The 17,950-nt window shown below is 69.0% G+C and carries 18 protein-coding genes and 1 other RNA gene; 12 read left to right on the top strand and 7 right to left on the bottom strand.

Features of this window, described 5'->3' with window-relative positions:
- Positions 1 to 2: 2 nt before the first annotated feature.
- Positions 3 to 1,349 carry a 3-carboxy-cis,cis-muconate cycloisomerase gene (locus Q0C57_RS01960; protein ID WP_296571291.1) on the bottom strand — a complete coding sequence of 449 codons (1,347 nt, stop codon included), beginning with the start codon at positions 1,347 to 1,349 and terminating at the stop codon, positions 3 to 5.
- Between the two features lie 141 nt (positions 1,350 to 1,490).
- Between Q0C57_RS01960 and Q0C57_RS01955 the strand changes: the two genes are divergently transcribed.
- The 11 genes from Q0C57_RS01955 to Q0C57_RS01905 all read left to right on the top strand — a co-directional run bounded on the left by Q0C57_RS01955 (position 1,491) and on the right by Q0C57_RS01905 (position 11,336).
- The gene (locus Q0C57_RS01955; protein ID WP_296571289.1) at positions 1,491 to 1,733 is read left to right on the top strand and encodes a hypothetical protein; all 243 of its coding nucleotides are present in this window, start codon (positions 1,491 to 1,493) and stop codon (positions 1,731 to 1,733) included.
- A gap of 49 nt (positions 1,734 to 1,782) precedes the next feature.
- Positions 1,783 to 2,167, top strand: an RNA gene (gene rnpB, locus Q0C57_RS01950) — RNase P RNA component class A.
- Positions 2,168 to 2,359: 192 nt separating this feature from the next.
- Complete coding sequence (locus tag Q0C57_RS01945) at positions 2,360 to 2,917, top strand: LemA family protein (protein WP_296571286.1); 558 nt, start codon at positions 2,360 to 2,362, stop codon at positions 2,915 to 2,917.
- A 13-nt stretch (positions 2,918 to 2,930) separates the two neighbouring features.
- Complete coding sequence (locus Q0C57_RS01940) at positions 2,931 to 3,986, top strand: M48 family metallopeptidase (protein WP_296571283.1); 1,056 nt, start codon at positions 2,931 to 2,933, stop codon at positions 3,984 to 3,986.
- Positions 3,987 to 4,145: 159 nt separating this feature from the next.
- Positions 4,146 to 5,294 carry a nitroreductase family protein gene (locus Q0C57_RS01935; protein ID WP_296571282.1) on the top strand — a complete coding sequence of 383 codons (1,149 nt, stop codon included), beginning with the start codon at positions 4,146 to 4,148 and terminating at the stop codon, positions 5,292 to 5,294.
- Positions 5,291 to 5,749: a MarR family transcriptional regulator gene (locus Q0C57_RS01930; protein WP_296571280.1), complete on the top strand. Its 459-nt coding sequence runs from the start codon at positions 5,291 to 5,293 to the stop codon at positions 5,747 to 5,749. The genes Q0C57_RS01935 and Q0C57_RS01930 overlap by 4 nt, the downstream gene beginning before the upstream one ends.
- Positions 5,750 to 5,860: 111 nt before the next feature.
- On the top strand, positions 5,861 to 6,745 hold the full coding sequence (locus tag Q0C57_RS01925; RefSeq protein ID WP_296571278.1) for a DMT family transporter: 885 nt from the start codon (positions 5,861 to 5,863) through the stop codon (positions 6,743 to 6,745).
- A gap of 339 nt (positions 6,746 to 7,084) precedes the next feature.
- On the top strand, positions 7,085 to 7,954 hold the full coding sequence (locus tag Q0C57_RS01920) for a lytic transglycosylase domain-containing protein (RefSeq protein WP_296571276.1): 870 nt from the start codon (positions 7,085 to 7,087) through the stop codon (positions 7,952 to 7,954).
- Between the two features lie 54 nt (positions 7,955 to 8,008).
- Positions 8,009 to 9,139: a M20/M25/M40 family metallo-hydrolase gene (locus Q0C57_RS01915; protein WP_296571274.1), complete on the top strand. Its 1,131-nt coding sequence runs from the start codon at positions 8,009 to 8,011 to the stop codon at positions 9,137 to 9,139.
- A gap of 25 nt (positions 9,140 to 9,164) precedes the next feature.
- A complete protein-coding gene (locus tag Q0C57_RS01910) occupies positions 9,165 to 9,563 on the top strand; it encodes a carboxymuconolactone decarboxylase family protein (protein WP_296571272.1) in 399 nt (132 codons plus the stop codon).
- 228 nt (positions 9,564 to 9,791) lie between these two features.
- Positions 9,792 to 11,336 carry a Do family serine endopeptidase gene (locus tag Q0C57_RS01905; protein ID WP_296571546.1) on the top strand — a complete coding sequence of 515 codons (1,545 nt, stop codon included), beginning with the start codon at positions 9,792 to 9,794 and terminating at the stop codon, positions 11,334 to 11,336.
- 37 nt (positions 11,337 to 11,373) lie between these two features.
- Here Q0C57_RS01905 and serB read toward each other — a convergent pair whose 3' ends face one another.
- Positions 11,374 to 12,270, bottom strand: a complete 897-nt coding sequence (gene serB / locus Q0C57_RS01900; RefSeq protein WP_296571269.1) for a phosphoserine phosphatase SerB — start codon at positions 12,268 to 12,270, stop codon at positions 11,374 to 11,376.
- On the opposite strand from serB, the gene miaA reads away from it, so the two are divergent.
- Complete coding sequence (miaA, locus tag Q0C57_RS01895; protein ID WP_296571266.1) at positions 12,262 to 13,245, top strand: tRNA (adenosine(37)-N6)-dimethylallyltransferase MiaA; 984 nt, start codon at positions 12,262 to 12,264, stop codon at positions 13,243 to 13,245. The two genes, serB and miaA, sit on opposite strands and share 9 nt — an antisense overlap.
- Here the strand turns inward: miaA and Q0C57_RS01890 are convergent.
- The 5 genes from Q0C57_RS01890 to Q0C57_RS01870 form a co-directional block, all read right to left on the bottom strand.
- On the bottom strand, positions 13,160 to 14,734 hold the full coding sequence (locus Q0C57_RS01890; RefSeq protein WP_296571262.1) for a sensor domain-containing diguanylate cyclase: 1,575 nt from the start codon (positions 14,732 to 14,734) through the stop codon (positions 13,160 to 13,162). The two genes, miaA and Q0C57_RS01890, sit on opposite strands and share 86 nt — an antisense overlap.
- 79 nt (positions 14,735 to 14,813) lie before the next feature.
- Positions 14,814 to 15,362, bottom strand: a complete 549-nt coding sequence (locus Q0C57_RS01885; protein WP_296571259.1) for a hypothetical protein — start codon at positions 15,360 to 15,362, stop codon at positions 14,814 to 14,816.
- A gap of 1 nt (position 15,363) precedes the next feature.
- Entirely contained in the window at positions 15,364 to 16,161 is a 798-nt protein-coding gene (locus Q0C57_RS01880) for an inositol monophosphatase family protein (RefSeq protein ID WP_296571257.1), read from the bottom strand.
- A gap of 75 nt (positions 16,162 to 16,236) precedes the next feature.
- On the bottom strand, positions 16,237 to 17,208 hold the full coding sequence (locus tag Q0C57_RS01875; RefSeq protein WP_296571254.1) for a tetratricopeptide repeat protein: 972 nt from the start codon (positions 17,206 to 17,208) through the stop codon (positions 16,237 to 16,239).
- Complete coding sequence (locus Q0C57_RS01870; protein WP_296571251.1) at positions 17,205 to 17,876, bottom strand: thiamine phosphate synthase; 672 nt, start codon at positions 17,874 to 17,876, stop codon at positions 17,205 to 17,207. Before Q0C57_RS01870 ends, Q0C57_RS01875 begins: the two co-directional genes overlap by 4 nt.
- Positions 17,877 to 17,950 lie beyond the last annotated feature (74 nt).

Genomic DNA, 17,950 nt, shown 5'->3' with positions numbered 1-17,950 from the left:
ACTCAGCGGGCCGCATACCGCTGCAACACGCCATCCACGAAAACCCCCGCCGCGCCGAGATAGCCGGTGGGGTCGAGGAGCTCGGCGAGGCGCTCGCGGGACGCATGGGGCGCGATGGAGGCGTCCTCCGCCAGAACGTCGAGAAGCGCCCTGCCCTCGCCGTTCGCCTTGCGACAGGCCGCCTCGATCCGATCATGGGCGGCGAGACGGCCGAGCGTCGGCGCCAGCGCCATCTGCACGGCCTCGGCCATGAGCAGACCGCCCGTGGTGCCGAGATTGGCGCGCATGCGCTCAGGCTTCACCTCCATCCCCTCCAGCAGTTCCCCGAGGCGGGCAAGGACTCCGCCGGTGAGGCGGGCGAGTTCGGGCAGTGCCAGCCATTCGGACTGCCAGCCGCCGGCGAAGCGCTCGTGCTCGCCCGCGCCGCCAGCGGCGATGGTGGCAAGGAGTTGGGGCGCGAGGCCGGCCGCGCCGAGGATGGTGGCGGAGAGGGCAGGATTGCGCTTGTGCGGCATGGTGGAGGAGCCGCCGCGTCCCGGCGCGGCCGGCTCCAGCACCTCGCCGACCTCGGTCTGCATCATGAGGGCGACGTCACGGGCGACCTTGGCGCCCGTGGCGACCAGCCCCGCCATGAGGCTCGCGGCTTCCAGGATGCGGTCGCGCTGGCCGTGCCAGGGCGTGTCGGGCAACGATAGGTCGAGGCGCGCGGCGAGCAGGCGGGCGACCTCCGGCCCCTTGCCGCCGAGCGAGGCGAGTGTGCCCGCGGCACCGCCGAACTGCAGCGCGAGGATGCGCGGGCGCGCTTCGGCCAGCCGGTCGCGATGGCGCATCAGCGCATCGAGCGTTCCCGCCATCTTCAGGCCGAAGGTGATCGGCAGAGCCTGCTGCAACCAGGTGCGGCCGGCCATCGGCGTGTCGCGATGGGCCTTCGCGAGGGCTGCGGCGGCAGCCATGGCGCGGACGAGATCGGCCTCGATGACCTTGAAGGCCTCGCGCAATTGCAGCACCAGGCCGGTGTCCATCACGTCCTGGCTGGTGGCGCCGTAATGCACCCATTTGGCGGCTTCCGGATCGGATGCCGCCACTTTCGCGGTCGCCATCTTGACGAGAGGGATCGCCGTGTTGCCGGCGATTGCAGCCGCCTGCGCCAGTGCCGCCATGTCGACATCGAGCATCGTGCAGCCGGCATTGATCGGCACGACAGCCGAGGCGGGGATAACGCCAGCGTCTCCCTCCGCCACGGCCAGCGCGGCCTCGAAAGTCAGCATGGCGACGACGGCGGCCTCGTCCGACCAGACCGCCTCCATGGTCGGCGAACCGAAGAGGGGCGCGAGAAGCGGCGACGGCATGGCAACCTCATCCATTGCGGGCTCCAGCCTTAGCAGAGCTGGAGACCGTGAACCAAGGCGGATGCCGGCCACCGATGCAGGAACCATGGGGCGGGCTGGCGGGTTGTTGGTCACGGAACGCTATGGCCACAGGAGGGACGCATGTCCGGCGACACCAAAGCCCAAGAGCTGCAGGACCAGGGCACCCGCGAGTTCGAGGAGGCCATTTCCGGCAAGGGGCCGACAATGCCGAAGAATGCGATGAACAGGGCGGACGAAGACGCGCTCAATGAGGCGCTGGAAGAATCCTTTCCCGCGAGTGATCCGGCCAAGCCCTCAACACCAATGAGCAGCGTCGGCGCACCGAAGGGACGCAAATCCGTCGATGGGCCGCCCGCCGACTGAGGGGGTATGCCGCTTGACACCATCGCCCGCGTGTCACACTTGAGGCCTGTCAGCCGGCCGGACGGCCGCCGCCGCATCACCCGAAAGGGCGCGGGGGAGGAAAGTCCGGGCTCCACGGAAACACGGTGCCGGATAACGTCCGGCGGGGGCGACCCCAGGGACAGTGCCACAGAAAACAGACCGCCGGGGCTCGCCCCGGCAAGGGTGAAAAGGTGGGGTAAGAGCCCACCGCGCGACCGGCAACGGAAGCGGCACGGTAAACCCCACCGGGAGCAAAACCGAATAGGGACGACAGGGGGCAGCCCCGGGCGTGGATCCGCGCCGTCGTCCGGGTAGGTTGCCAGAGCGGCCGAGCAATCGGTCGCCTAGAGGAATGGTCGTCGCGCGGGAGCAATCCCGCCCCACAAAACCCGGCTTACAGGCCGACTGACATGTTGAGAGGCCCCTGGCGCGACAGCGTCCGGGGCCTCGCCATGTCGGGCATTGCGGCAGGCATGTGACAGGAGCCCGCCGGTCTCGACATCGCGCTGAAACACGCCGGCCGCCTTGTCTTGGCGAAACGGCCATGCCCGTGACACTGTCACCGGGCCGCATCGCCGTTCGTCCGTTCGCGCAGGAGCCACGTCATGGGTTGGGCCATTCTCGGCATCGTCGCCGCCGCCGCCATCTACGCCGTCTTCGTCTATAACGGCCTCGTCGGGCTCAGACAGCGGGTCAACCAGGCCTTTGCCGATATCGACGTGCAGTTGAAGCAGCGCCACGACCTCGTCCCGAACCTGGTTGAAACGGTCAAGGGCTACGCGGCCCACGAGAAATCGACGCTGGATGCGGTGATCGCCGCGCGCAACGCGGCGCAGGGCGCTCATGGTCCGGCGGCTCAGGCCGCCGCCGAGCAGCAGCTCTCGGGAGCCGTCGGCCGCCTCCTCGCGCTCGGCGAGGCCTATCCCGATCTCAAGGCCAGCGCCAATTTCCAGCAGCTTCAGGTCGATCTCGGCAATGTCGAGGACAAGCTCGCCGCCGCTCGCCGCTTCTTCAACAATGCCGTGAGCGAGTTCAACGCCTCCATCCAGGCCTTCCCGGCCGTGCTCTTCGCGGCCTCGATGGGCTTCACGTCGCGCGAGTTCTTCGACGTCGGGCCGGAGGCGCGGGCCCAGATCGAGACCGCCCCGACGGTGAAATTCTGACCCCGGGATCGCGATGATCGGCGCGGCCTACGGGCTCTACGGCCATATCCGCAACAACAGGATCCGGTCCGGCTTCCTCATCGCCGGCCTGTTCCTGCTCGCCTATGTGATGACCTTCGGCATCATCCTGATCGGCTATGGCATGTCCGGCGCGCCGCTCGGGCGGCACCTGGTCGGAGAGGCCGGCCGCGTCTTCCTCACCGCCCTGCCCTTCGTCACCGCGGCGACGGCGCTGTGGGTGTTCATCGGCTTCCGGTTCAACGTGGCGCTGATCGGCCGCATGACAGGGGCGCAGACGATCACCCCGGCTGACGACCCCAAGCTCTACCGGATGCTGGAGAACCTGTGCATCTCGCGCGGCATGCCGACGCCGAAACTGGCGATCCTGGAGAGCGAGGCGCTCAATGCCTTCGCCTCCGGCGTCAACGAGAAGCAGTTCACCGTGACGGTGACGCGCGGGCTCCTCAACCAGCTCGACGACAAGGAGGTCGAGGCCGTCCTCGCCCATGAACTGACCCATATCCGCAACGGCGACGTCCGGCTGATGATCATCGCCGTCGTCATCTCCGGGGTCGTTTCGCTGGTCGGCGAACTGGTGTTCCGGGCCTTCCTGCGCGGCGGCATCCGGTCGTCGTCGAACAGCGACCGCAAGGGCGGCGGCACCATCGTCGTCGTGCTGATCGGCGTCGCCCTGGTCGTCGTCTCGTGGATCCTGGCGATCGTGGTCAGGCTGTCCCTGTCGCGCTCGCGCGAATATCTCGCCGATGCCGGCGCCGTCGAACTCACCAAGGACCCCGACGCGATGATCTCGGCGCTACTCAAGATCTCCGGCCGGGCCGATATTGACGGCGTGCCCTCCGGCGTCATGGATATGTGTTTCGAGAACGATCCGGATGATTTCGCCGACCTGTTCTCGACCCATCCCTCGATCACCAAGAGGGTCCAGGCCCTGGTCGAGCTGGCTGGCGGACGGATGCCCGACATGCCGCCTCACCCGCCCGCCATGCCGCAGCGACAGGATCTGCCCTCCATGGTCCAGGCGAGCCGATCCTGGGGTGCGCCGCGCTGACAGCCCGCCCCCAGACTTTACCCGGCTGCGGAGCGAAGGCTGCGGACGACCGGCGACCGCCACGACTCCCCATTTGATTTGACATCAAATGAGATTGACGGCGACCGTTCAGTTTGATATCGAATTATATAGTTCGACATCAAACAATAGGAGCTTCGCATGAACCGCCGCCTGTTCCTTCTCTCCTCCGCCGCCACCGGCCTCGTCGCCGCCACCGGTGCTACCGCCTTCGCCCTGACCCGGACCCCGACGGCGGCGCTGCTGCCCTGGGCCGAAGCCGCCACGACCAGGCAGGACCCCCGTCGCTTCGTCATCGGCCATGCGATCCTCGCGCCCAACCCGCACAACCGTCAGCCGTGGATCGTGGAATTGACCGGCCCGACGTCGATGACCCTCTATTGCGACCTCGACCGCCGGCTGCCCGAGACCGACCCGTTCGACCGGCAGATCCTCATCGGCCTCGGCTGCTTCTGCGAGCTTGCGCGCATCGCCGCCACAGGCATCGGCTACCGGCTCGATGTCACGCCCTTTCCGGACGGCGCGGCACGGCCGCGCCTCGATCGCCGGCCGGTGGCCCATCTGACGCTGGTGCAGGATCAGGCCGCGTCGCCCGATCCGCTGTTCGCGCATGTGGCGGCGCGCCGGTCGACGAAACGACCCTATGACATGGCCCGGCCCGTTCCCGCAGCCGCCCTGTCCGCGCTCGCCGCGCTGTCCTCGCCCGGCCTTGAGGTCGCAACCATCACGGAGGCGCGGATGACCGCGCGGCTGCGCGCCCTCACCTGGGCGGCGTGGGATGTCGAGAGCCGCACCGCGCGCACGCACAAGGAGAGCGTCGACCTGATGCGCATCGGCCGCCGTGAGATCGAGGCCAGTCCCGACGGGATTTCGCTCGGTGGTGCCTTTCTCGAAGGACTGTCCCTCGTTGGCCAGTTGTCCCGCGCGCAGCTGGCAGACCCTGCCTCCAGCGCATTCCGGCAGGGCCAGGACATGTACCGCGCCATGCTGGCGGCGACGCCGGCCTATCTCACCGTCACGGCTGATGACGACGGCCGCGGCGGCGAATTCGCGGCAGGACGCGCCTATATGAGGGCCAACCTGACGGCGACGGCGCTCGGACTGTCCATGCAGCCGGTGAGCCAGGCGCTGCAGGAATTCCCGGAGATGGACGCGACCCGCGCGGAACTCGACCAGCTCCTCGGCACCGGGCGGCCCAAGCGACTGCACATGCTGGCGCGATTGGGCTACGGTCCAGCCGTACCGCAGACGCCACGCTGGCCTGCGGCCTCGCGAATCAGGACCGCATGACCCGACAAGCCCCCGCCAGCGACGCCGACCTCCTGTTCCGCGTGTTCAACGAGGTCGGCATCATCGCGCAGCTGTCGAGCACCGCCTTCGAGCGCGTCATGCCGGAGGGGATGACGCTCGCCCAGTTCTCCATTCTCAACCACTTCGTCAGGCTCGGCGGTCGCAAGCGCCCCTCGGACCTCGCCAGCGCCTTCCAGGTCACGCGGGCGACCATGACCTCGACGTTGCAGCGGCTCGAACCGAAGGGCCTGGTCGAGATCGTCGCGGACGAGAGCGACGGGCGCAGCCGTCTGGTCGCGATCACCGATGCCGGCCGCGCCATGCATGCGGACTGCCTTCAGCGGCTCGGCCCCTTGCTCGCCGACATCCTGGCGCAGGTCGGGCGCGGGCCCTTCGCCGCCGCCCTCGCGCCGCTGGCCGAGATCCGCGAGAAGCTCGACCGGATGAGGGACTGAGAGCCGTCAGCCGACAAGGCCGTGCGCCCTGAATGCCATCCATCAGCCAAATGCATTGGCCCACACGTGTCGTTGTGTGAGACGGATGACCGGCCACCCGAGCCAAGGTCCATGCCTTCCTCTCCCTCCCCCCGCATCCTCCTCGGGCTAGGCCTCGGCTTCGTCGGTGTCGTGATCTTCGGCGCGACACTGCCGATGACACGGCTTGCCGTCGCCGCGCTTGACCCCTGGTTCGTCACCTTCGGACGCGCCGCCGGCGCCGGTATTCTCGCGGCCGCGATCCTTGCCATCCTGCGGCGCCCGCTACCTGACCGGCGGGACCTGCCGCTCTACGGCATCGCCATGGCCGGCCTCATCGCCGGCTTTCCCGGCTTGACGGCGCTGGCCATGGTCACGGTGCCGGCCAGCCACGGCGGCGTGGTGCTCGGCGTCCTTCCGCTGGCGACCGCCGTCGCTGCGGCTCTCGTCTCCGGGGAGAGGCCCTCCCTCGGCTTCTGGCTGATGGGGATCGTCGGGGCGGGACTCGTCTGCGTCTTTGCCCTGCGGCAGGCCGGCGGGCTGCATCTGTCGGCCGGCGACGTCTTTCTCCTCCTTGCCGTGGCAGCTGCCGCGCTCGGCTATACGGTCAGTGCCATGCTCACCCGCAGCAGGCCGGGCTGGGAGGTCGTTTCCTGGATGCTGGTTCTGTCTCTCCCGGCGACGATTCCCGCGGCATGGTGGTTTGCGCCGGCTGATCCGGGCGCGGTCCCCGCCTCCGCCTGGTGGAGCTTCGCCTATGTGGCCCTGTTCAGCCAGTATATCGGCTTCTTCTTCTGGAATGCCGGCCTGGCGCTGGGTGGCATCGCCCGCGTCGGGCAGGTGCAACTGCTTCAAACCTTCGTGACGCTCGCCGTCGCGGCAGCCGCCAACGGTGAGGCGGTGGGGCCAGAAACCATCATCTTCGCGCTGGCCGTGGCCGTCGTCGTGCTGGTGGGAAGCCGCATGCGTTCGGGATGAGTTTTCCTGCCGGGTGGCATCGACCGCCCCGCTCGGGTTAGACTTCCTCTGATGCGTACCGGCCTGCCGCTGATGTCCATTGCCGCCGTCGCCGTGGTTCTAACCGCGATGCCGGCCCATGCCCAGCTCGACCTGACGCCACCCGGGGTCTCTCAGCCGCCAGCCGGACAGCAGGCCCCGCGCCCGGCCCGCCCGGTCGTGCGGGCACCCCGGACGGCCCCGGTTCCGGAACCGCGACCGGCTGATGCCGGCGACGGGGAACCGGTGGCGGCGCCGGAACTCGCAACGGTTCCGTCGGTCGCCCCGGCCCCTGCCCCTGTTGCTCCGCCGGTGCCGCCCGTGACCGCGTCACCGGTCCGTCCCGAGCCGACGGCAGGCCAGGCCACGCCGGGTCTGATCGACGATGCATTCCGCGAGACCGAGGCCGCGAGCCGACGGGCGCCGGCCATTCCCGATAGCCATCCCGCCGTAATCAATGCCCAAATGCCGCCGACGGGAGCTGGAGGTGCAACGCGCGCTCCCGCCACATCCCCGCGGCCCGCCGAGCCCACCGCCGTCGACACGGCCACCGACCTGCCGCAGCTTGAGGCCCCCTTCGCCGAGGCGCCGCCGCGGCGCTTCGAGGGCCGAGCCTTTTCCGACACCCGCTACCTCGTCGGACGGCGGGCACACTACCCGACCGTGCGCCGGCTCGCCGCAGCCCTGCGCGTACCGATCGACCTCGCCGACGCGGTGGTCATGGTGGAAAGCGCCTATGATCCGCATGCCGTCGGCCTCGTCGACGATATCGGCCTCATGCAGGTGCGCCCGGCCATCGCGCGGCAACTGGGATTCGACGGCACGATCCAGGACCTGTTCGACCCGGAAACCAACGTCCGCCTCGGCATGACCTATCTCGCCGGCGCCTGGGAAAGGTCCGGCGGCAACCTCTGCCAGGCCCTGATGAAGTACCGCGCCGGCTGGGACGAAACGGAGATGAGCGCCCTGTCGCTCGAATATTGCCGACGTGCCGTGGTGCATCTCACCGCCATCGGATCGCCGCTGGCACGCGGCATCACCGTGCCGACCGGTGCGGAAACACCGCCTCCCGGCCAGCGCTCGACCAGCCGCTTCAACTGGCGGGACCACGAAAAGCGCATCGAGCAGATCGAGCAGCGCTTCGGCGGGCAGAACTTCGGCATCATAGCTCGTGAGCCGCAGCGGCCATAGACGCGGCGGCCATGGCGGTTCTAGGCTCCCGCAACGTCAAAGGAGGAGCCTTGCATGTCCGTGACCACAGATGTCGAACAGGTCGTTGCCGACATCATGCGCTGGGCCTCGATCGAGAGTCCGACCTATGATGCCGCGGCCGTCAACCGCATGATGGACGAAGGGGCGCGTGACCTCGGCGTCATGGGCTTCGACATCGACAGGCTACCGGGCACACAGGGTTTCGGCGACATCGTCATCGGCCGCCTGGCAGGGACCGAGCCGGGACCCGGCCTCCTCATCCTCGCCCATGTCGACACCGTCCACGCCGTGGGAACGCTCGCCGGTCCGCTGCCCATCCGCCGCGAGGGCGACCGGCTCTACGGGCCGGGCGTCACCGACATGAAGGGCGGCACGGTGCTGGCGCTCCACGTCCTCGGCAAGCTGATCCGCCAGAAGGGGGGGCGCCTGCGCCGCAGCGTCACCGTCGTTCTCATTCCCGACGAGGAGGTGGGGTCGCCGTCTTCGCGAATGACCATCGAGGCGGAGGCCGCGAAGGCGGCTCATGTCCTGGTCCCCGAGCCCGGGCGCGACCATTTCGTCACGTCAGGCCGCCACGCCGTCGTGCGCTACATGGTCCATGTCCACGGTCGCCCCTCCCATGCCGGCGCCGCCATCAGCCGCGGCGTGTCCTCGATTCGGGCCATGGCGCGGATCATCGAGACCATCGAGGACTGGTCGGACTACGAGCGCGGCCAGACCTTTGCGGTCGGGCGTGTCAATTCCGGCACCTGGGTCAACGTCGTGCCGGTGCTGTGCTCGGCGGAGGTCCTGTGCGTGGCGGCAACGCCGGAGGACCTCGCCGACATCGACGTGCGTCTGCGCACGCTGCGGCCGCCCTTCCCCAACACCCGCATCACCATCGAGCCCGGACCTGTGCGCCCGCTCTTTCTCGCCGGCGAAGGCACGATGGCGCTCTACGCCAAGGCCAAGGCGATCGCCGACCGGCACGGCTACCCGATCGACCACATGCAGTCCGGCGGCGGCTCGGACGGCAATTTCACCGGGGCGATGGGCGTGCCGACGCTCGACGGCCTCGGCGTGTGGGGCGGAGGCATCCATACCAAGGAAGAATATTGCGACATTCGCTCGATCCTGCCGCGGGGAACCATCCTCGGCGGGCTGATCGAGGACATCGCCGGCTGAGCCGGCTGTTCGGGAGGAGACGGCCATGACGATGATGGCACCGCTGGCGGACTCGGACCTGTCGGCCGAGGCGGCGGCGGTCTTCGCCGACATCCGGGCGACACGGCAGACCGAATTCGTCAACAATTTCTGGCGCGTTCTCGCCCATGACCCGGTCGCACTGAAGCGGACATGGGAGAGCATCCGGCAGGTGATGGCGCCGGGGGCGCTCGATCCGCTGACCAAGGAGCTCATCTACGTCGCCGTCTCCATGGCCAATTCCTGCGAATACTGCATCCGCTCGCACGGCGCGGCGGCACGCGCCAAGGGCATGAGCGATGCCCAGTTCATGGAGCTTGTCGCGGTTGTCGCCATGGCCGCCGAGACGAACCGCCTGGCGACCGCCCTCCAGGTGCCGGTCGACGACGCCTTCAAACAGGTGTGATGAGCCCAGGCCTGCCGCGGGCCCTCCGGGGCCTTTCCGATGTCGCCATGGCGCCCCATTTCATGAGATTATGTCCGGATGCAATTCCGCCGAAACATGGCGGGCGTTCATGACTTGGCCGAACGGAGATGTGACATGACCGATGACCGCTCTGCCGAAGCCGATGCCATTGGCGCCCGCAGGCTCCCGCCCCCCTTCTCTTCCGGATATTCCACCAGGATCTCGATGATGACGAATCGGATCGGCAACCGCCTCGCTGCGGCCAGCCTCGCCCTCGCCCTCGGCACCGGCCTTGCTCTCAGCCCCGGCGCCACGCCGCGCGCCGAGGCCCGCCAGGCGATCGACCTGTCGGACCTCGCCGAACGGGTCATGGATGCGGTCGTCAACATCTCGACCTCAAGCCGGGTCGACGCAGCGCCAGGCCAGCGTCCCGGCCAGCCCGGCCGCCGTCCTGGCCCCCCCGGGGCCCCCGGGGGCCCCGGCACGGGACCCGGCGCGCCTTTCGACGAGCTGTTCGAGGAATTCTTCCGTCGCCGCGGCGAAAACCCGCCGGGCGGCCCCAACGGACAGCAGACGCCGCAGCGCCGCCAGTCATCCCTCGGTTCGGGCTTTGTGATCGATTCCAGCGGCATCGTCATCACTAACAACCATGTCATCGACAATGCCGACGAAATCACGGTGATCTTCAACGACGGCACGCGCTTGAAAGCGGAACTCGTCGGCCGCGACCGCGAGATCGACGTCGCGGTGCTGCGGGTGCAGCCGACGCGCCCGCTCAAGGCGGTCAACATGGCCGATTCCGACCGGATCCGGATCGGTGAGGCGGTCATGGCGATCGGCAATCCGCTCGGCCTCGGCGGCACGGTGACCGCCGGCATCGTCTCGGCCAAGAACCGCGACATCCAGTCCGGGCCCTTCGACAACTACATCCAGACCGATGCGGCCATCAACCGCGGCAATTCCGGCGGTCCGCTCTTCAACATGGCCGGCGACGTCATCGGCATCAACACCGCCATCTTCTCGCAGACCGGCGGCAATATCGGCATTGCCTTCGCCATCCCGTCCAATACGGCGAGGCCGATCATCGCGCAGCTGCGCGAATTCGGCGAGACGCGGCGCGGCTGGCTCGGCGTGCGCATTCAGGAGGTGACGGACGAGATCGCAGAGAGCCTCAACCTCGGCGCGCGCCGCGGTGCCCTGATTGCCGGCGTCGAGCCGAATGGCCCGGCCGGCCCCGGCGGCATCAAGACCGGCGACGTCATCGTCAAGTTCGACGGCCGCGAGGTGCGTAATTCGCGCGAGCTGCCGCGCATCGTCTCGGAGACGGCCGTCGGCAAGGCCGTGCCGGTCATCGTCATGCGCGGTGGCAAGGAGGAGACGCTGACGGTCACGCTCGGGCGTCGCGAAGGCAATATCCAGCAGGCCTCGACCGGCCAGCAACCTCAGGGACAGGCACCGCGCCCGGCCAATCCGACCGTGTCGGCGCTTGGCCTTCAGCTCTCGGGGCTGACCCAGGAAATGCGCCAGCGCTTCCGGGTCCGTGATGACGTGCGCGGCGTGGTGGTGACCCAGGTCGACCCCAATTCGCGTGCTGCCGAGCGCGCGATCCAGGCCGGCAACGTCATCCTCGAAGTGCAGAACGAACCGGTCAACTCTCCGGCGGACGTGACGCGACGGATCGAGGCTCTGCGTGCCGAAGGGCGCAACTCGGCCCTGTTCCTCGTGGCCAATGCAGAGGGGGATCGCCGCTTCGTGGCGCTGACACTGCGCTGATCTCAGGCGATGCCGGCAGGCCGCACGGCTGGCCGGTTCACAGGACGAAGTCGGTGCGGCGATAGCCCTGCATGAAGAGCAGCGCCGTCAGGTCGCCATGGTCGATGCGCACCGCGGCGGCCTCGGCCACTTTTGGCTTGGCGTGATAGGCGATGCCGATGCCGGCCTCGCCGAGCATGGCGAGATCGTTGGCACCGTCGCCGACCGCCATGGTCTGTCCGGGCGACAGGCCGAAGCGGCTGCGCAGTTCCACCAGCGTCTCGCGTTTCGCCTCGCGGCCGAGGATCGGCTCGCGCACGGTGCCCGCAAACAGGCCGTTCTCCACCTCAAGGAGATTGGCCCGGTCCTCGTGGAAGCCGATCATCGCGCCGATCCGCGCAGTGAAGAGCGTGAACCCCCCGGAAACGAGGGCCGTGTAGCCGCCGCGGGCCCGCATGGTGCGCACCAGTTCCGGGCCGCCGCCAGTCAGGGTGATGCGCCGCGCGACGACATCGTCGACCACCGTCGCCGATAGCCCCCTGAGCAGAGCGACGCGCTCGCGCAGCGCCGGCTCGAAGGCGATCTCGCCGCGCATGGCCCGCTCGGTGATGGCCGAGACATGGTCCTTGAGTCCGACGAGATCTGCCAGTTCATCGATGCATTCCTGGCCGATCATGGTCGAATCCATATCGGCAAGGAACAGCCGCTTGGCCCGGCCGGCGACCGGCTGCACGACGACGTCGAGGGCAAGGCCGGCAAGCGCGCCGCGCAGGTCGTCGGCAAGCAGGCGGTTGTCGGCATTCCCCCCAGGTGCGAAAGGAATGTCGGCGGCGACGCCCGCGTCGAGAATCGCCGGGTTACCGGCGCCCGGCAGCCGCGCCGCCGCGGCGGCGATGACGTCGGCGGTCAGAACCGGATTGTGCGGATGGGCGATGAGGGTCGCGACGTGGGTCAAGATGAGGTTTCCCGCAAGGGCCACAGGCCGAGGGCCGTCCTCATCGCAGGTCCGACGGCGAGCGGCAAGTCGGCACTGGCTCTCGACCTCGCCCGCCGCTTCGGCGGCGTCGTCATCAATGCCGATTCCATGCAGGTCTATCACGACCTCGCCATCATCACCGCTCGCCCCTCCGCGGCCGAGACCGGGCTCGCCCCGCACCGGCTCTACGGCACGGTGGAAGCCGCCGAAACCTTCTCGGCGGGACGCTGGGTCGCGGCGGCGGGAACCGAGATCGCGGCGGCGCTGGCGGCGGGCGCCCTGCCGATCCTTGTCGGTGGCACCGGCCTCTATTTCAAGGCGCTGACCACGGGCCTCTCGGCCATTCCCCAGGTCTCTCCCGCCGTGCGCGAGCGCGTTCGGCTAGAGGCTGCGCGCCACTCGCCGGCCGACCTGCACGCCTACCTCGCCGCGCGCGATCCGGCGACAGCGGCGCGGCTGCGGCCGAGCGATCCCCAGCGCATCCTCAGGGCCATCGAGGTGCTGGAGGCCACGGGACGGCCGCTCCTCCATTGGCAGGAGGCCGGGCGGGAGGCCGCCGTACTGGCCGGTTACGACCTTGCGACGGTGTTCCTGACCGTCGAGCGGGAGCTGCTGCGGGCGCGGATCGACCGGCGGTTCGAGGCAATGATGGCGTCAGGGGCGCTGGCCGAGGTGGAGGCGCTTGCCATGCGGCGGCTCGATCCGACACTGCCCGCCATGCGGGCCCATGGGGTGCCGGGGCTTGTCGCGCATCTGGCGGGCGATCTCTCCCTCGCCGAGGCCGTTGCGCGCGGCCAGCGCGACACGCGCGCCTATGCGAAACGCCAGGAGACCTGGTTCCGCCACCAGATGCCGGAGGCCCTCTGGCTCACGCCTGCGGCGGCAGAACAGGCGCTTGCCGTCTGGCTCGACGCGGCGCGCGCGGGGCCGTTCCCTGCCGGGTCGACGGCGTGAAGGGAGGCGGGTCCGCCGAGGGCTGCAGCGGGACAACGCTGCCATGGTCGAGAACGTGGATATCGCCGAGCCCCTCATCGAGCGCGACCCGGTCACGACCCGCGGCCTTGGCCCGGTAGAGCGCGGCATCGGCGCGGCTCAGCAGACGATCCATGGTTTCGCGGCCGTCCCAGGCGGCGACGCCGAACGAGCCGGTGAAGCGGATATCACCGTCCGGGTGATCGACGCTGGCGCCGGCGAGCAGCTCGCGCATGCGGCAGGCGACACCGACGCCTTCCGCCGCTCCAATATGGGGCAGGACGACGACGAATTCCTCGCCGCCCAGACGGCCAACCATATCCACATCCTCGCGCAGACCGTGGGTGAGCAGGTCGACGGTGCGCCGCAGAACGGCGTCGCCGCCGGCATGGCCGAAGCGATCGTTGATATGCTTGAAATGGTCGAGGTCCATGGTGACGATCGACACGGGATGGGCGTAGCGGGCGGATCGCGCCATGGCGTCGCGCAGGCCCTGTGTGATGGCCCGACGGTTCAGCGCTCCGGTCAGGCTGTCGCGCGTGGCGAGGTGGCTGAGTTCATCCTCGAGGGCCTGACGGCGCAGAATCTCGGCCTTCAGCGCCGCGTTTGCCCGGGCATATTCGGCCTGGGACTGCCGCATGGCATCCTCGGCCTGTTTGCGCTCGGTGATGTCGGCCTGGGTTACCATGAAGCCGTCGCCGAAGGGCACGCAGGCGATCTCGAGCCAGCGCTCCGCATCGGCGCAGGGATAGCGGGTGACGAGTTGCAGCGGCTCTCGCGTCAAGGCGACGTCGACATAGCGCCGCCACAGGCCGCTCTCCACGAGCCAGGGGCAAAGGGTCAGAACCGAGGATTGGTGGAGCATGGCCTCGACGGTCACGCCGCTCCATTCGGCGGCACGGCGGTTGACCGAGACGAACTCCCCGTCGACAGGGATTCCGGCATCGTCGCGGACAAGATGCACCGCCACGATCGCATCGAGCGAGGCGTCGAGCACGGCCGCCAACAAGTCGTCCCGGAACTGCCGTGGCTTGGCAATGATGACGATGACCGGCTCGCCATCCGCATCGCGGCACGGCAGGACCAGCCGCTCCCACAGATGAACCTGCCCGGACAAGGCGCTGCGGTGAAGGGTCAGCAGCGGTTGGTCGCTCTCCAGAACGCGGGCGTTGCACTCGCGGAAGAAGGCACCGACCGACTCGCGGATTCTGGAACTGGCCTGACCCGTCATGTCGGTGCCGACCCGGTCGACGAGCGAACGACCGTAATGGCTGTAGACCATGTCGCCATTGCCTGCCGGACGGAAGACGATCATGTCGTCGGCGATGTCCCCCATCGTCGCCGGATCGAATTCGCGGAACGGCACGGCCCGGTTGTCGGCGCGCAGCGCCAGCCAGGTGCCGTAGAGCTGACGGATCGCATGGGCGTGAGCGCGCCACTCGATCCCCTTGTGGAACATCTCGCGATACATGGGGGTCCTGTCCTGACGACAGTCTGTCATCGGGCGCTTTAAAGGGAGGTAAAGCTCACCCAGCGGCACCGCGGCAGGGTCACGCAGAGGGAGTAGCGCCGAATTGGCTGAAACTCGGCACGTCGAGCGGACGCCCGTCCCGATCAGCCATGGCGACGAAATCGCGGGCAAGGATTTCCGCGAACGTGCCGGAATCGCGGATCACCATCTGACGGCCGCGGTCAGTGACGAAGAGCACGAAGCCGGCGCCAACCTGGAGGCGCAGGAAGTCGATGAGGAGCGAGGAGGCCTTCCAGAGAAAGGGGCGCGCCGGATCGACGAAGACGAAGATCACCTTCTCGTGGGGGCCGCGGTGGAAATAGGCGCCGCAATCGAGGGGGTGGGGAATTCGGTTGCGGTCGGGGGCATTGGCGAGGCGCGCGGTGAGATAGGCGCAGGCATAGGCGGAGCATGCCCCGGGCCGCTCGGGACGGCCGTGAATGGAGCAGCCACCATCAGCGATATGGTTGCACGGACGGTAGGCCGGCTTGGTCAGCGCCTCGATCTGCGGCAGCGAACAGCAATAGGTGCAGGTGCGGCAGTGGGAGAGGCGCTCGCCCGCGTCCTTGCGCCGCTTGGCCTGCCCCATCTCAGCCCCGCTGGCCTTCCTTGACGGCAGCGAGCAGGGCCTTCTGGATCGGCTCGTTGCCGGCGCAGATCGTGCCGTTCAGCATCATGTTGTCATGCCCGTCGCAATCGGTGACGAAACCGCCGGCCTCGCGGATCAGGACGATCCCGGCCGCCATGTCCCAGGGATGAACACCGCGCTCCCAGAAGCCGTCGAAACGGCCGGCCGCGACATAGGCGAGATCAAGGGCGCAGGCGCCCATGCGACGGATGCCGGCAAAGCGCGACTGCACCACCTTCAACTCGTTGCGGAACTGCACATGGTCGCCACGGGCGATATGCGGGATGCCCCCGCCGACGACACTGGCTTCCGGCTTGGTGCGGGCGGAGACGCGAAGGCGGCGGTCGTTGAGGAAGGCGCCGGTGCCGCGCTCGGCGACGTAGAGTTCGTCATTGGCGGGGTTGTAGACGACGCCGGCGACGGGCACGCCGTTGCGCTCAAGGCCGATGGATACGGCGAATTGCGGAATGCCGTGCAGGAAGTTGGTGGTGCCGTCGAGCGGGTCGACGATCCAGGTATGGGTGGAATCGGTCCCCTCGATCTTGCCACCCTCCTCGCCGATGAATCCGTAGCCCGGGCGGGCCTTCATGAGCTCGGCCATGACGATCTGCTCGGCCTTGCGGTCGGCGGCGGAAACGAAATCGGCCGGCCCCTTCAGCGAGACCTGCAGATGCTCGACCTCGCCGAAGTCGCGCTTGAGGCTGCGGCCGGCCTTGAGGGCGGCGCCGACCATGACGTTGAGAAGGGCGGAACGGAGCATATCGATCTTTCGGCTGGCTTTCCGGGGGTCATGCCCGCGCGTGGCGTCACGGTCAAGCGCCGCGCGCCTGCGACCTCACCGCAGCCATTCACGCGCGCCACGTTCGGCAGCGTCGCGCTGGACAGGATCCATGGTCTTGACGAATTCCTGGAGCCAGTTGTCGGGCGCGCCGAGCATATGGGCGGTCATGTGCCACTGGGCCGCTTTCTGCGCATCCGGGCGTGTCCCGCGGCCGGCGGCGAGCAGGCGGGCATAGCGGTTCATGGCGAGCGGGTTGCCGCGCAGCGCCGCCTTGCGGAACAGCGCCGCGGCGCGCGCCTCGTCCCGCGGCAGGCCCTGCCCGTTGAACACCATGACGGCGAAATCGATCTGCGCCTCGATGAGATCCTGTGCCGCAGCGCGGCCCATATAGGTCGCGGCGCGCGGCAGGTCGACGGGCACGCCGTTACCGTCCTTGAGCAGGACGGCGAAGGCGTACTGGGCATCGGCACTGCCGAGATCGGCGGCCATCTGGAACCATCGCGCGGCCGCGGCGGGATCGCGCGGGCCGCCATCGCCGGCAAGCGCAAGCAGGCCGAGATTGTAGGCAGCCGCGATATGGCCGAGACTGGCCGCTCGCTCGAAGAAGGGCCGCGCGAGGGCCGGGTCGCGGGCCTGGCCGGCACGGCCGTCCATATGCATCATGCCCAGTGCGAAAACGGCGTTGCGGTCGCCGCGCTCGGCGGCGAGGCGGTACCAGCCGAGCGCCCGCTCCTCGTTCTGCGGAATGCCGATGCCGGCCGCGTGGAGCTCGGCCAGCAACGTCATCGAGACGGGATCGGCGAGGGCCTCGACCCGTTCCGTTGCCTCGCGGAAAGCGGTGAGATAGTGGCCGCGCTGGTAGGCGGCATAGGCCGAGTCGGCGCTGGGGGGCTCCGCCCGCGGCGCCGGATTTGCGGGTGGAGTGGAGGCAGGCACCGCCGGGCGGGACGCCGGCCGCGTCTGCGCCATGGCGGGAGCTGCCGCCGCCAGCCACACAAGAAGGGCGGCGAGAGCCCCGCGCGTCATGCGGCCGCCCCCGCACGCGCCAGGGCCAAGGCCTCGGCAACGGCGGCCGCCGGCCCGGCGGGATGATCCCAGACAGGCCCGGCGAGGGCGACGAAATCGGCACGCACCCGGGCGAGGGCCTCGGTTCCGGCGAGATCGGGAGCGAACCCGACGACGGGCACCTGGAACACCTCGGCCCACCAGGCGACCCGCTCGACCACGGCATGGAAGGGCGGCAGGACCCCGTCCTTCTCGGCATAACGGGAGGATTGTGGCTCGCCAAACATCACGTAATCGGCGCCAGCCTCGCCAGCCGCCATGGCGTCATCCTTCGACTTGAGGCCGCCGACACCGACCATGCGCTGCGGGGAGAGCCTCGCGACCGCCTCGGCGACGGCCTCGGCTTGATAGAGGAGGTGCATGCCGTCGGCGCCACCGCGCGTCACCGCTTCGGCCGGCGCCTCGGCCATGAAGGCAGCGCCGCCCTTCTGGGCGACGGGCGTGAGGACTTTGATGCGGTTGACCAGCGTGCGCTCGTCGCAGGCGGCGAAACGGCCGATCACAGCGGCGACCGGGCCGACCGCGAGGGCCTTGGCCAGAACCGACGCGAAGTCCTCCGGATCGTCCAGGACAGGCGTCACCAGAACGAGCTGGGTCTCGACGGGGTCGGGAGTTCTGCTGTCGCGCATCGAGCGGCACCCTAGCGGGGAAAGCGGCGAAAAAACGGAAGAATGCAAACCGACGCGGGATCGACATCGTTTGG

The sequence above is a fragment of the Phreatobacter sp. genome, assembly GCF_022843985.1.
Classification (GTDB): domain Bacteria; phylum Pseudomonadota; class Alphaproteobacteria; order Rhizobiales; family Phreatobacteraceae; genus Phreatobacter.
This window is presented reverse-complemented; position numbering and strand designations above follow the sequence as displayed.

Bases quoted from the DNA above. Each gene is read 5' to 3' on its own strand.
- Q0C57_RS01960 (WP_296571291.1), bottom strand. From the start codon at position 1,349: ATGCCGTCGCCGCTTCTCGCGCCCCTCTTCGGTTCGCCGACCATGGAG.
- Q0C57_RS01955 (WP_296571289.1), top strand. From the start codon at position 1,491: ATGTCCGGCGACACCAAAGCCCAAGAGCTGCAGGACCAGGGCACCCGC.
- Q0C57_RS01945 (WP_296571286.1), top strand. From the start codon at position 2,360: ATGGGTTGGGCCATTCTCGGCATCGTCGCCGCCGCCGCCATCTACGCC.
- Q0C57_RS01940 (WP_296571283.1), top strand. From the start codon at position 2,931: ATGATCGGCGCGGCCTACGGGCTCTACGGCCATATCCGCAACAACAGG.
- Q0C57_RS01935 (WP_296571282.1), top strand. From the start codon at position 4,146: ATGAACCGCCGCCTGTTCCTTCTCTCCTCCGCCGCCACCGGCCTCGTC.
- Q0C57_RS01930 (WP_296571280.1), top strand. From the start codon at position 5,291: ATGACCCGACAAGCCCCCGCCAGCGACGCCGACCTCCTGTTCCGCGTG.
- Q0C57_RS01925 (WP_296571278.1), top strand. From the start codon at position 5,861: ATGCCTTCCTCTCCCTCCCCCCGCATCCTCCTCGGGCTAGGCCTCGGC.
- Q0C57_RS01915 (WP_296571274.1), top strand. From the start codon at position 8,009: ATGTCCGTGACCACAGATGTCGAACAGGTCGTTGCCGACATCATGCGC.
- Q0C57_RS01910 (WP_296571272.1), top strand. From the start codon at position 9,165: ATGACGATGATGGCACCGCTGGCGGACTCGGACCTGTCGGCCGAGGCG.
- Q0C57_RS01905 (WP_296571546.1), top strand. From the start codon at position 9,792: ATGACGAATCGGATCGGCAACCGCCTCGCTGCGGCCAGCCTCGCCCTC.
- Q0C57_RS01890 (WP_296571262.1), bottom strand. From the start codon at position 14,734: ATGTATCGCGAGATGTTCCACAAGGGGATCGAGTGGCGCGCTCACGCC.
- Q0C57_RS01885 (WP_296571259.1), bottom strand. From the start codon at position 15,362: ATGGGGCAGGCCAAGCGGCGCAAGGACGCGGGCGAGCGCCTCTCCCAC.
- Q0C57_RS01880 (WP_296571257.1), bottom strand. From the start codon at position 16,161: ATGCTCCGTTCCGCCCTTCTCAACGTCATGGTCGGCGCCGCCCTCAAG.
- Q0C57_RS01875 (WP_296571254.1), bottom strand. From the start codon at position 17,208: ATGACGCGCGGGGCTCTCGCCGCCCTTCTTGTGTGGCTGGCGGCGGCA.
- Q0C57_RS01870 (WP_296571251.1), bottom strand. From the start codon at position 17,876: ATGCGCGACAGCAGAACTCCCGACCCCGTCGAGACCCAGCTCGTTCTG.